We start from the raw sequence: 12602 nt of genomic DNA, 5'->3' as shown, positions 1-12602 counted from the left end.
GATAGTAAAAAAATTAATGAGATTTAAACCTGAATTTCGAAAGTAAGCATCCACAAATCATCCCCACGCTCTACACTAAATGATTTCATGCTAAAAACAACATGCACCAAATGGTGAAGAAAATAGCGGGCTCATCCGTTGTCCTATCTGGATTTGTTCAATTCACTTTCGAAGTTCAGGTTAAACATTATACCTCTGGAAATTGATAAGTTTCATTGTTTAATTGTTATTCAAATGTTCAAATGGAATTCATATATTATACTGAGTTTATATATATATTTCGCTTATGAGGGTAGATTATCTTTGATCGGAGTGATCTAAATGGCCCAGATTCCTTTTAAGGTATCAGCAAGAACGGCTAGGCTTATTGGACGTGAAAATGTTAGTAATGCTGATGGAGCAATTATAGAATTAATTAAAAACTCATATGATGCAGGGGCTTCTACTTGTATAGTGTTTTTTGATTTTAATTCTAAGAATGACAAGGATAATTCTATATACATAATAGATAATGGAAGTGGTATGGATAATAAAATCATTGAAGATTATTGGATGACAATTGGTACAAATAATAAAGAGGTAGATTTTATTAGAGAAGATGGACGTGTTAAGTCTGGGGCGAAAGGTATCGGCAGGTTTGCTTTAGATCGTTTAGGCACTAAGGCTGAGATGATAACAAAGCCTGAGGGAAATGATAAAACATATTTTTGGAGTGTGAACTGGGATGATTTTGATAATATTGGTATAACTATAGAAAATGTGTATGCAAATATTGAAAGTGAAGAGAATTTCGATTTTGAATATATGGTAAGCAATATCTTAAATGAACCATCTTGGAAAGGTATATTAAAAGATCATAGTTTTGAAAATGGAACTATAATTAGAATTAAGAATGTTAGAGATACTTGGAGTGATTATTTTGTTGATAGAATTAACACAAACATGGAATTTTTGGTTCCGACAGATGATCAATCTCAATTTGCTTTATTTTTATTAAGTTCTGAATTCCCTACGAAATACGGACTAATTAATTCTTTACTGAACTATGATTACGATTATAAGCTTGTAGCTAAAGTTTTTTCTGATAAAACTATCAAGATATCTATACATAGAAATGAATTTGATCTAAAAATAATTGATATGGATTTATTTGATCTAGATGAAATGAAAAAAGAGCCATATACTCTAAAGACCTTTGAAAGTGGTTGGTTCGAAAAAGTAACTTCTATGAACATCCTTCTTCCTAATTATGAGAAAATATACAATAAGGATGTTTTGGATAGTTTGGGTAATTTTGAATTCACTTTTTATTTTGTGAAAAGAAGTTATACCAGTAATGACAGGAAGAAATTCTACTATAGATCTTTTGATGTCGCTAAAAGAGAACAATGGATGGATATTTTCGCGGGCATAAAAGTATATAGGGACTATTTTAGAGTCCGACCTTATGGTGAAATGGAAGGTAGCTCTTTTGATTGGCTGATGCTTGGAGAAAGAGCTGCAAAAAGTCCTGCTGCTCCTAGCCATAGAACAGGCTCTTGGAGAGTTAGACCAAACCAGGTATCTGGGAGTATTTCTATATCAAGACTAGATAATATTAATTTTGAAGATAAATCTAGTCGTGAAGGCTTTCAAGAAAATACTGCATTTACCGCATTAAAGGACTTAGTGAAAAAGATAATTCAAGAGTTTGAATATGATAGGCAATATGTTATGAGAGCAATGGATAAGCTTCATAGTCTTAAGAATTTTGACGAACGTGAAAAAAAACAAGCAAATAAAATTGCACAACAAATTGTTAATAAAATTAATGATGGGATTTCCGAAGAAGGGTTAAATAGCTTTATTAATAAAGATTCTAAAAGTGTAGAAAATGTCACTATACTCGCTAAGTCTTATCTAGCGCAATTAAAAACAAATAAAGATCTAATAAATGAATTGCAATTACTAAGAGCTTTAGCAAGTACGGGATTAACATTGACCTCTTTTGCTCATGATTTAAATAATTTGAGTGCTAACATCGTCCAGAGAAATGTGAATTTAAAGAAGATAATAATGAAATTAATAAAAGAAGATGAATTGAAGAATTTACCACCTTACATGAACCCTTTAGTACTTATAAATGATATGGAAAAACAAGATGAAAGATTGAAAAAATGGTTGGAGTTTTCTTTAAATACGATAAAAATTGATAAAAGAACACGTAAAAAGATTGAATTATACAAATATTTCGAAATGTTTGAGCATACATGGGAATCTGTTTTTATATTCCAAAATGTTAAGTTAAAAGTCCCCTCTTCTTTTGATAAATTGAAATGTTACCTAAGGATATTCGAAATTGATTTTGATAGTATATTTAACAATTTGATATCTAATTCATTAACTGCCTTTAGAAGACCGGATGCTGGAGATGAAAGAAGTATTGATATAGAATTAACACAAGGAAAGAGTGAAATAATCATAAACTATACCGACTCAGGCCCAGGTCTTTCAAGAGATATTGATGATCCTAATAAAATTTTCGAACCTTTATTTACCACAAATAGAGATCAACTTGGCAAGGAGATAGGAACAGGGTTAGGCATGTGGATTATTAGATCTACCGTTGAAGAATACAATGGTTATTTGAAGATAGTAAGATCAAGACCAGGGTTTTCGTTACAACTAATATTTCCCACAAGAAATGATGAAGGAGTCGTAGGGAATAATGTATAGAATAGCATATATTGACGATGAAGAAGATGTGGTAAGGCAATTTCAAGTGAATATGATGGATGATTTTATAGTTTTAGGTATTGAATTGAAAGCTGATATTGGAGAGATGATAGAAGATATAATTACTTCCAGAGTTTCAGGTGTAGTTATTGATTATAATCTCAATAGTTCGCAATCGAAGGTTCATTATAATGGGGTTGACCTAATTAGAGAGTTATTGAGTACTATGAAAGATTTTCCTTCTTATATATTAACTTCTCATGAATCAGAAGCAGAAAATACATTGCTTGATCCTGATTACATAAGGGATAAAAAATTTGTTTCAAAAGAAAAAGAATTCTTTGTAAATAAGCTAAATACCAAGATAGAAAGTTATGAAAAAAGAATTGAATTATTGAAAAAAGAGCTAATTAATTTAACGAAGAAGTATCCCAACTTAAACTCAAAAGAAGAGGAACGGCTGATTGAAATAGACGATATACTTGAAAAAAATTCAAATGGGTATGAAGCTTTGCCTAGTGATATGAAAAAAGTGTCTAGTGATGCTAGGCTTGATCGTTTAATACAGTTGTCTGAGGAACTAATCGATGAATTGAGAGATGATAAGAATGATTAAGCTTCGGGTCAACCGTCCTGTTCGTACATGTCAGAAAAAATATAAGGTTTACAGAGGATATAAAGAATATTTGAGTAAAGATTTTAACAACAGATGTGGATACTGTGATGATTTTGATGGTTGGGTTGGTGGAGAAGGTGCATATCATATAGATCATTTCGCACCAAAATCAAAATTTGCTGATCTTGAGAATAATTATAGTAATTTAGTATATGCCTGCTCTTTTTGTAACAGGTTTAAGAGCAATGATTGGCCCTCAGAAGATTACAGAATAACGTATATTAATAATATTGGTTATATTGATCCTTGCAGTGAAGAATACGAAGAACTCTTTTCTAGGGATAAGTACGGTAATATTAAACCATCAAATGAGTTAGCAGAATATATGTATGATAAGCTTCAATTATTTTTAGTTAGACACAGAGTGCTCTGGAATATCACAAGGATAAAAATTCAATTGGAAAGAATTAAACCACTCTTAGACAAATATAAAAATGACACTGATAAGTATGCTAAGATTAAAGATACATATTTTGAACTTAGTATTGAATTTCAGGATTATTGGAACTATCTTTTAGGGGAAAAACTGAAAAATGAATATTAAAAAGCAAAATGGTGTCTATTATACACCTTCAGCATTAGCGGATTTTATTATTAATTATCTTATTAAAGAGTATAGCTTCAATAATACGCTTTCAGTTCTTGAGCCGAGTTGTGGTGATGGGGTATTTGTAGAGTCTATAAGAAAGTCTTCGTTATATACCAAACACAATCTTAGTATGTCTTTAGTCGAGATTGATAAATCGGAATTATCAAAAATACCTGATATTTTAAATGAAAGTTTAGATAAGCATGAAATAAACTATTATCATGACGATTTTCTGGATTTTCAAAAAGATCATTTTAAAAAATATGACTTTATTATTGGTAACCCACCTTATATAAAAAAGAATTTTTTATCATCTAATCAAATCGAAATATGTAATGAAATTTTGCAAGACATGGGCATTTTTCCAGCAAAAATTAAGAATATCTGGACAGCTTTTTTAGTCAGATCTATAAAGATGGTTAAAGAAGATGGAATTGTTTGTTTTGTTTTACCGGCTGAATTACTACAAGTGAAACATGCCGAACCTATACGTGAATTAATGTCTATTTTTTTCCAATGTATTGAAATATTTACCTTTAACGAAATTATTTTTGAGAATATAGAACAAGATACTATAATTTTTATAGGTTCTAAAAAGTCTAATAAACGAGGTCTTCATTACCATAATATAAATTCTTTGGATGATATAGTGGATAATAATTTTACCACTATTATAAATAATGAATTTGAAAACGGCACAGATAAATGGACATCATTAATGCTAGATAAAAAATTGAATCTATTAATAAATAATTTAAGAGATAGGGTGCAAACTATAAACAGCTATTGTAAGTCATCCGCTGGTATAGTAACTGCAGCTAATGAGGATTTTATTATTGGAGAACATATTTTAAATAAATATAAGTTAAACGAGTATGCGGTACCAATAGTGAAGAAGAGTTCATATATTCAAAATTCTATTAAATTTACCTCTGATGATTTGCAAGAACTTATAAGAAAAGGAACCCCTACTAATTTAATTGCATTTGAAAATGATGAAGATGAATTTTCTTCAGAGGTAAAAGAATATTTAATGTTACTTAAAGAAAAAAAAATACACGAGAGATATAAATGTAAAAATAGACATAAATGGTTTGTGATTCCTTCGATATGGAAATCAGAAGCTTTCTTCTTTAAAAGATCTTATCATTATCCCAAAGTTATAATTAATGAGGCAGATGTTTGTGTTACGGATACAGCTTATAGAATTACAATGAAAGAGAACTTTGAAACTAAATCTTTCACATTCTCATTTTATAATTCTTTAACATTGGTTTTTACGGAGTTATTTGGACGGTTCTATGGAGGAGGAGTGTTAGAGCTAACTCCTAATGAATTTAAAAAATTGCCATTGCCCTATGTTGAAGTTGAAGAAGAAGAAATTAATCATTTAGATTTCATGTTCAGAACTAAGGTAGAACTTAATGAAATACTAGAATATACAAATTTTATTATTCTTGAAAAAGGATTTGGATTTACGAAAGATGAAATTAAATCTTTAGACAAGGCGCGTGAGCTTCTTATGACTCGAAGATTGAAAATTATGACTCCTCATTCTCAAGAATCTCAAGGAGCTCAATAGCATTTTTAATTTTGATGTTTGATATCCAATACGCTTCAAATAGATTAGAAAACTGTTTGTTTCTCATCAAATCTGTATTTTGTTCTTCAAGAATTTTTGTATTTAAAGCATAAGTGGTGTTTAGGATTTTAAGGATTTCTCTTCCGTAGTGCATTTTAATATCTCCAATCAAATTAAGTTTTTAAACGTTAGTTAAATAGATTGTTTAATTATTATTCAAATATGCTAAATAAGATACCCAATTTTTTGAAAAATCATACTTTTTAGTTATTAAGGAATTTGAATAATACTTTCTTTATATTTTGAAGTGTTTAAGATGATTGTCTTGCCTATTGATTAGTTTTATAATGAAACACTTTGGAGACCAGTAGACTCTTAATCTATTTGTCCAGGGTTCGAGCCCAACAATTTATGCAATATACAGCCTCTAAGCGTTACAAGTACCCCTTCGACCTTTTTAAGCTGTATCTCACTACTTCGGGAACCTTAATCAATATCGGGTTTGATACTTATGCTAAAAATGACTCACCAAATGAGTGGTACAGATCATGGAAATCAGAAGCACTAAAATCTGGTGCAGTAGCATCTAAGTCACATGCATGGTATAACGTAACTCATCCTAGACTTCCTGCAACAAATTGGCGCCCATTTAACTGACAAGTGGGAACAACCAGAACTATGTCGCAAATTCCGGACAATGCACGACAAACACTGCGGTTGATGCAGTGTCAGGGATTTTCATGGTATGGTAGTTTTTGATGTTCAATATAGAGCTGGTACTCAAGGTTACATTGGTACGACTTAATCAATGGGGAACACAATATATCGCGCAAAATTTTCCAGAGTATAACTACTTCACGAATTTAAGATACTACTTCACTATCGAATAAGAGCAGTGGATTAATTAAAACCGGATACTATTAATAGAAATATTAAGAGAAACGCCAAACGAATGATGTTTGACGTTTTTTAGTATTTACTCCTATAGTATTAATGATAGTAATGATACTATCTAAATATTTATGAAAGGAAAAGGCTATGATAAAAAAACTGTATTACCCATTAATGGCGTTCTCTATACTTCTTACAGCATGTTCCTCCGGGGACTTTTCTATAAATCAAGGGAGCATCTCTTCCCAGGCGGGTGATACTACACCTGGAATATCGAATGTTGAAACTAATTTCCCCAAAAAAGATAGTTGGTACATAGTTCCGAAGAACAGCGGCGAACTGGATGTTTCCGTAAATGCTACAAACGTTGAAACGATTCTTTTTTTGGCGGTCCCAACGGGCACAGAAGCTTGGGGAGAGAGAGAACTTGTCGGTTACGATATAAATGGAGAAGATGGTTGGAATCTAACCTGGAATATATCTGGGATGTCATTAATCATCGAATTGCCATCCAAGCATTAGGGAGCGATGGGAGAACAATCACCGATGAAACGATACAAATTACTAACGAATAGATCACGATTGGATAGCCCATTCATTTTCAAATTGCGATTTGATGAAGAGGGGCTGGGGTGCACCAGCCTTTACTCAAGGATAGTTTCCACGCAGTGTACTCTTCGCGGCTAGTCAATGATTCTTTAAGAAGGGAGTAGTTCCATGATCATTGATAATCAGGAATACCTTGTCAAAGGTTTAAACTACACGATCCGTTCAGCAGTTAAGGCAGATGCGAAGTCTCTGTCCGGGGTAAGGCTTCAGGTTGACGGGGAGACCGAGCATATGGACCGGGTGCCGGGAGAAGCTTTTATTGATGAAGCCGGATTTGAAACAATTATTGAGAGGGATACGAACCATCCGCGGAATATATGTCTGGTTGCGGAAGCGGACGGCAGAATCATTGGCTATTCCCGGTGTGAAGGACATGATCTTCAGCGGTTTAAGCACAAGGTGGAATTTGGGGTAGGAGTCTTGAAACAATATTGGGGCTTCGGAGTAGGCGCAAACCTTTTGCAGGCGTCCATTTCCTGGGCTGACGCAAACGGAATAACCAAAATCATTCTAAGCGGCGTTCTGGAAACCAATGAGAAGGCTATCCGCTTGTACCAAAGCCTTGGTTTTGAAGTTGAAGGGATACTGAAGAAGGACCGTATCCTGTCAGACGGCAAATATTACAGTACATATATAATGGCGAGATATACAGATTAGGCCTGAGAGTAGAATGGCTTGATTATCCCCAAGAACGGCAGAGCTGCTGTTCTTTTTTATTTGTCTCGGGTAGCTGAGCCCCCTTTTCTGTTTACAAACCGATGGTCGGTATGTATAATCATGATAAATTAAAGTCAAAGCAGAACGAAGGAGGAGAATCGCCATGAAGAACTCAGATCGCCGGAAGCAGACCATCCGGCAACTACTGGATGCAACCAAGGAATTGTTGCGGGATAAAAGCTGCCATGCGATCACCTTAAAGGATATCATGGAGCAATCGCAATTATCGAAGGGTGCAATATTCCATTATGTAAAGAGTAAGGATGAGATTTTTGCCTGGGTGCTGGAGGAGCGGCTTGAAGCTGTGAATGAACGTTTTGAGGAAGAAGTGGCAGGCAGCCTTAACAAAACATTCGACGGGCCAATGCTGGCCATCTCCAGGAGCCTTGCAGGATTGGAAGACAGCCATGAAGCGACCAATAAGGTTCTTCTATACTTGCTGGGCAAGGAGAATGAACCGGCGGTAGCGGAAGTCCTTGCGCATTTTCATGAGCGGTCGGTATCAGTCTCCAGGCAGTGGATTACAACGGGTCAAAGGCACGGGGTGATCAAAGAAAACGTGAACCCTGATGAGACGGCGGAATTGTTCGTACTGCTGTCACTGGGTCTGCGTGTGCGGGCATCCCTGCGCCCATCCTCTAAGTCTGTTGCAGCGAAAGAGGTATCGGACTTTATGGCAGGAATTCTAAAAAAATAAAGTTAAGGGAGGATTATGAAATGGTTCCTTTTATAACGCTCATCTTATCCTTTTTGCTGTTTCGGGTGGTTGGTTTCCTGGGCGTGACTTATTGGAATGACTGGCATACCTCCATTCAAGGGGCAGTATCCATAATGCTCCTAATGGGTGCTTCTGCTCATTGGGGGCGGCGGCGGTCTGATTTGGTAGGAATGGTGCCGCCTGCTTTTCCGCAGAAAGAATGGATTGTGACGGTTACCGGGATCTTGGAAATTGCCGGAGCTATCGGTATCCTTCTGCCCGCTTTCTCACCAGCTGCTTCAGTGTGCCTCGTTTTGCTTCTTATCGCAATGCTCCCCGCCAATATCTATGCCGCCCGCAACAAGTTGACAACCGGCGGCAAGCCTGTGCCGAAATTGCCGGTGCGCATAGGAATTCAGATCATATTTATCACTGCAGTACTGCTTGCCTCCCCAGTGTTCTATCTACCCGGTTAGCGGGGGGAACACTCAGCCATCCGCTACAAGCAACAAATTAAGCTGCTGCACCTCTTGCCCGCCCACTCACACGCCTCTACCTGCCACGACCGGAGCGACATAGTGCCATTTGTTGTTGCATACAACACTATTATTTATAAACCATTCCCTAGTTTTGACGCCAGGCAACCATTCCTCCCCTAAAGATCGTTATAAGAACAGATCAAATTATCAGGCAATTTAGCATGCTGCCCACCCCTGTTACTTAGTTAAACTCTTAGCTGATAGGCACGATTACGCTGCTGCCCGCCGCTTGCGATATCCAATCTAACATCAAGATCTCTGGCATGAGGTCCTTAGCCCTGAATCTCAATTCCGCCCTTTACACCTCCAGGCATATAAGCCAAATCCAAATGTCGGTACCCGTTATTGAAGTCGCGCACTTCCCATTCCGGAAACAAATGATCCAGATTCCCGATTGCCAGAAACCATACTGTGCGGAGGAACTCAACGGTTCCATGGCCTAATCCTTTACCGAGTAACTCCTTTCGCCAGTGGTTACTTTCATTCTCAAGATTGTTTTTCGCGGTGCTCCTCCTTGAGCGCTATTTTCCCTCGCCAAAAAGCCGCCTTAATACTCACCTCTTCCTTAAATCAGTCTCGGATGGGGGAGAGCATTAAAAGCGGCGTGTGCTTCAAAACCTATGTCTTCTATTATAACGCGAAGTGAAAAGTGAATTCAATTTATTTCGTAGGAGTGTGTAGTAAGCTGAATTATCGAATTGCCTTTTTGATAATCAGCATATTTTGCCGAGCTAACGGACCATACGGTACTTATCCCATGGCATCTGGCAATATTTCACCCGAATATCTGCAAATAAGTACATCTGTGTCCGTAAGAAATACGAAACAGGGTTTTTCAAGGAAATAAGAACTCTCTGGTCCGCAACCGAGCCCCTCTATTTGCTCCCGGCTTCCCATCTCAGATTCCAGTTATAGTGCTGATCTAATTCCTCGTGTCCGGCGAAATATTCTACGAGCCGCTCCACGCTGAAGGTCTCGTCCTGCTGATTACGAATCATGGCGATGGCACACATTCCCTTATTATTGTTGTGCTCATCCAGCCGGACCTCGATCTCAGGCCCGTTCTGCTGCCTGATAGTCACACGGGCGTCAGCCTGCGACCAGTTCGTGATTCCCTCATAGATAAAGGCAAAGACAACAATCCGGCTGATCTCGGAAAGATAATGGCCGTTAATCCGCAGATTCTCACCTGTGGCGATCGATCCGGTGCGGTCATCCCCGTCCAGGGAAATGTAGGGCGGCCTGTTCAAGCTGCCGAAGGACTCACCGAGTGCCTGGACAGAGCCCTTAAGCCCGTTTTTTAATTCAAACAGACAACCGAGATCAAGATCGATACCTTTGCTGCCGAACCAGCCGGATGATTGGGTCTGCACCCAGTTCAGGTTAATCAGAATCTCGCCTAGTGATCCTGCCCCTTTCTGCAGATTGATCCGCTCCCCGCGTTTCTTGAGCAGGAGGGTACCCGGATTTAATGGAGGGGCTGGCGGTGCTGCTGGCGATGCTGGAGGTGAAGCTGGTGAAGAAGGAGGCAAATTACCCGCCGGTTTAGGCCGTGACCTCAGCTCAGGGAGAATAAGGGGAGACTGCTGCGGCTGAACGACCCGGCTGGCGGGCTGAACAGACGGCAGAATGTCATTGACCCAAATCCCATAACTTTGGCATAGGGCAGCTAAACCGCCTGCATATCCGGAACCCACTGCGCTGAATTTCCATTCATTCTGGTATCTGTAGATTTCTCCGGCGACAATCGCGGTCTCTACAGTGAACGCTTTACCCAGCCTGTAGCGGAGAAGCTCAGTTCCATCAGCAGCGTTGATGATCCGTAAATATGCATCGTCCAGCAGCGAGAAGCTGTGCTGCCGCTTCTCAGCCTCATAGATCGTTAGTGCAAATGCAATCCGCTCGTATTCTGCGGGAATCTGACTGAGACTGACAGCGATTTGTGTGTTGTCGGTTAACCCTGCGTAGGCTTTTTTATCAGACTGCAATACACATACAGATTGGTCCGGAGTAGAAGGGTTGCCATAAAAAATTAGGTCCTCATCTTTTGAGACGCTCTGGGATGGCGTAAGCAAAAAGGCGGAAAAATCAACCTCAACCGCAGAGCCCGTATTGTGCCAGCCCATTCCGACGATGATACGGGTAAGGAGAGGCGTATCTTTTGTTAAGTTGCATTTTTGTCCCTTTATCAGCTGAGCGGTCATTGGAACCAGCCTTTCATAAGATTAGTAGAATTGAATGAATACGTGAAGGAGCTTAGAATCTGCCGCGTCTTCCGGCATCGAGGTTCGGACCATTCAGACTGGATAGCTTATCTAAAGAATGTTCGTAGATACGTACAATATCCTGCACCTTTTGGAATTCCGGATCCGAGGGGCCCAGATTGTCCATGAACATCCGCTGCAGGATTTCTCTATAAAAGGAGATGCGGTTCTCGACGAGACTACATTCGTAATCAATGACCTCTTCCACCGAGTGCTGCTGAACAAATTCCATCAGGTCATCAGCCGGGTTATCGTAGGACTCCCGCTCATTGCGCGCGGCAACCGGAGTGTTCACATTATCGAGGTTAACAGTGGAACGTATATCGGTGAAAAGAATTCCCTCTTTTGCCAGCATGACCTGAAAAGGCTTGTGCTTGAACAGCTCTTGGGCGACAAGAGAGCACATTGCCGGATTCCTCAGCAGAATGCCGTCAAAGGGGTGAAGCACCCAGCCTCTGTCATCCCGGTACAGGCTGAACGTGAAGTACTCGCCTCCATACTCATATTTCAGATTAATTGTAGTCTCTGAAGTAAGCTCATATTGAAATGCATCCATTCAAGTTCGTGCCTCCTGCTTCTTATTGGGATTTCTATTAGCATAGCAGAAGATGGGGAATCTTGGGAGAGCACGGTTGATTATTTATATCAGATTTAGTAGTTTAGTAGTGAGGTGATGAACGATGAAGAATAATGAAGGCATAGCCTTTAAAATAACTTTAAGCGACAGGAACGGTGCGGTTCGTGGACGGCCTTTCCGTAATATAGTCATTGCTGCCGAAGACTCATTGTATGCTCTGGCGGAAATTTCGATTGAAGCCTTTGATTTTGATCTGGATCACGCCTTTGGTTTCTATGATAATATCAAAAACTGGACACGCTCTGAAAATGGCTACGAGCTGTTTGCCGATATCGGTGAGAAGACGAAGTTCGGAGACGAAGAAGAATATAAGGACGAAGATGAATAACCTGCCGGCATGTAGTCCGCGAAATCCTCATTGTAGGTTTTGTACTGAAAACGTCAACACGACTCTCTGAGCAATAGCCGCTTTTAAGGGCGGAGGCTTTTAGGTGCTACGGGCAGAAATAGACCGCATCCTTTGGACTAAGGCGGTCTATTTCTTTTTGAGGTAGTTGAGCAATGCAATAATGAACATGCCGAACATGATCATCAGAGTTAGGTATACGGAGAATACAAATGTTCCTGAAGCGCATGTGAGCGAAAGCTCCTTGCGTTTTTTTGTTTTAGACATTTTTTTCGGGGAGGAGAGTTTTTTTTCGCTTTTTCGAGAGATTTCCCCCATGTAGGACCTGGTGAGGCGTTTT

At 38.6% G+C, this 12602-nt stretch carries 12 protein-coding genes and 1 pseudogene; 9 read left to right on the top strand and 4 right to left on the bottom strand.

Annotated elements, in window-relative coordinates; genetic code table 11:
* Window positions 1-321: 321 nt before the first annotated feature.
* The 8 genes from NSU14_RS20530 (at window position 322) to NSU14_RS20495 (ending at window position 8952) form a co-directional block, all read left to right on the top strand.
* Window positions 322-2715 (top strand): ATP-binding protein, encoded by a 2394-nt coding sequence (locus NSU14_RS20530; protein ID WP_340947145.1) that lies wholly within the window; start codon window positions 322-324, stop codon window positions 2713-2715.
* Window positions 2708-3331, top strand: coding sequence for a hypothetical protein (locus NSU14_RS20525; RefSeq protein WP_340947142.1), 624 nt, complete (start codon window positions 2708-2710; stop codon window positions 3329-3331). Before NSU14_RS20530 ends, NSU14_RS20525 begins: the two co-directional genes overlap by 8 nt.
* A 70-nt stretch (window positions 3332-3401) precedes the next feature.
* Window positions 3402-3935 (top strand): HNH endonuclease, encoded by a 534-nt coding sequence (locus NSU14_RS20520; RefSeq protein ID WP_340947140.1) that lies wholly within the window; start codon window positions 3402-3404, stop codon window positions 3933-3935.
* Window positions 3925-5562, top strand: coding sequence for an Eco57I restriction-modification methylase domain-containing protein (locus NSU14_RS20515; RefSeq protein ID WP_340947137.1), 1638 nt, complete (start codon window positions 3925-3927; stop codon window positions 5560-5562). Before NSU14_RS20520 ends, NSU14_RS20515 begins: the two co-directional genes overlap by 11 nt.
* Window positions 5563-6600: 1038 nt before the next feature.
* A complete protein-coding gene (locus NSU14_RS20510) occupies window positions 6601-6975 on the top strand; it encodes a hypothetical protein (protein WP_340947134.1) in 375 nt (124 codons plus the stop codon).
* A gap of 195 nt (window positions 6976-7170) precedes the next feature.
* Window positions 7171-7719 (top strand): GNAT family N-acetyltransferase, encoded by a 549-nt coding sequence (locus tag NSU14_RS20505; RefSeq protein WP_340947132.1) that lies wholly within the window; start codon window positions 7171-7173, stop codon window positions 7717-7719.
* Window positions 7720-7882: 163 nt separating this feature from the next.
* Window positions 7883-8476, top strand: coding sequence for a TetR/AcrR family transcriptional regulator (locus NSU14_RS20500; RefSeq protein WP_039305056.1), 594 nt, complete (start codon window positions 7883-7885; stop codon window positions 8474-8476).
* A gap of 20 nt (window positions 8477-8496) precedes the next feature.
* Complete coding sequence (locus tag NSU14_RS20495) at window positions 8497-8952, top strand: DoxX family protein (RefSeq protein WP_340947128.1); 456 nt, start codon at window positions 8497-8499, stop codon at window positions 8950-8952.
* 338 nt (window positions 8953-9290) lie between these two features.
* Here NSU14_RS20495 and NSU14_RS20490 read toward each other — a convergent pair.
* The 3 genes and pseudogenes from NSU14_RS20490 to NSU14_RS20480 form a co-directional block, all read right to left on the bottom strand.
* Window positions 9291-9509, bottom strand: a pseudogene (locus NSU14_RS20490) (transcriptional regulator); the annotation flags it as partial.
* A gap of 381 nt (window positions 9510-9890) precedes the next feature.
* On the bottom strand, window positions 9891-11219 hold the full coding sequence (locus tag NSU14_RS20485; protein WP_340947125.1) for a TerD family protein: 1329 nt from the start codon (window positions 11217-11219) through the stop codon (window positions 9891-9893).
* 52 nt (window positions 11220-11271) lie between these two features.
* The gene (locus tag NSU14_RS20480; RefSeq protein WP_042135460.1) at window positions 11272-11835 is read right to left on the bottom strand and encodes a hypothetical protein; all 564 of its coding nucleotides are present in this window, start codon (window positions 11833-11835) and stop codon (window positions 11272-11274) included.
* Window positions 11836-11959: 124 nt separating this feature from the next.
* Here NSU14_RS20480 and NSU14_RS20475 point away from each other — a divergent pair, with 124 nt between their 5' ends.
* On the top strand, window positions 11960-12244 hold the full coding sequence (locus NSU14_RS20475) for a hypothetical protein (RefSeq protein WP_340947122.1): 285 nt from the start codon (window positions 11960-11962) through the stop codon (window positions 12242-12244).
* Window positions 12245-12391: 147 nt separating this feature from the next.
* Here NSU14_RS20475 and NSU14_RS36020 read toward each other — a convergent pair whose 3' ends face one another.
* On the bottom strand, window positions 12392-12529 hold the full coding sequence (locus NSU14_RS36020; protein ID WP_445669825.1) for a putative holin-like toxin: 138 nt from the start codon (window positions 12527-12529) through the stop codon (window positions 12392-12394).
* Window positions 12530-12602: the final 73 nt, after the last annotated feature.

It is taken from the genome of Paenibacillus sp. FSL R10-2771, assembly GCF_038000205.1.
In the GTDB taxonomy this organism is placed as follows: Bacteria; Bacillota; Bacilli; order Paenibacillales; family Paenibacillaceae; genus Paenibacillus_AQ; species Paenibacillus_AQ phytohabitans.
The sequence above is the reverse complement of the archived record's forward strand: the minus strand, read 5'-3'. Positions and strand labels throughout refer to the sequence as shown.

What these genes read in the sequence shown, in the direction of transcription:
- NSU14_RS20480 (WP_042135460.1), bottom strand. Translation starts at nt 11,835, where the DNA reads ATGGATGCATTTCAATATGAGCTTACTTCAGAGACTACAATTAATCTG.
- NSU14_RS20475 (WP_340947122.1), top strand. Translation starts at nt 11,960, where the DNA reads ATGAAGAATAATGAAGGCATAGCCTTTAAAATAACTTTAAGCGACAGG.
- NSU14_RS36020 (WP_445669825.1), bottom strand. Translation starts at nt 12,529, where the DNA reads ATGTCTAAAACAAAAAAACGCAAGGAGCTTTCGCTCACATGCGCTTCA.
- NSU14_RS20530 (WP_340947145.1), top strand. Translation starts at nt 322, where the DNA reads ATGGCCCAGATTCCTTTTAAGGTATCAGCAAGAACGGCTAGGCTTATT.
- NSU14_RS20515 (WP_340947137.1), top strand. Translation starts at nt 3,925, where the DNA reads ATGAATATTAAAAAGCAAAATGGTGTCTATTATACACCTTCAGCATTA.
- NSU14_RS20525 (WP_340947142.1), top strand. Translation starts at nt 2,708, where the DNA reads ATGTATAGAATAGCATATATTGACGATGAAGAAGATGTGGTAAGGCAA.
- NSU14_RS20500 (WP_039305056.1), top strand. Translation starts at nt 7,883, where the DNA reads ATGAAGAACTCAGATCGCCGGAAGCAGACCATCCGGCAACTACTGGAT.
- NSU14_RS20505 (WP_340947132.1), top strand. Translation starts at nt 7,171, where the DNA reads ATGATCATTGATAATCAGGAATACCTTGTCAAAGGTTTAAACTACACG.
- NSU14_RS20510 (WP_340947134.1), top strand. Translation starts at nt 6,601, where the DNA reads ATGATAAAAAAACTGTATTACCCATTAATGGCGTTCTCTATACTTCTT.
- NSU14_RS20485 (WP_340947125.1), bottom strand. Translation starts at nt 11,219, where the DNA reads ATGACCGCTCAGCTGATAAAGGGACAAAAATGCAACTTAACAAAAGAT.
- NSU14_RS20495 (WP_340947128.1), top strand. Translation starts at nt 8,497, where the DNA reads ATGGTTCCTTTTATAACGCTCATCTTATCCTTTTTGCTGTTTCGGGTG.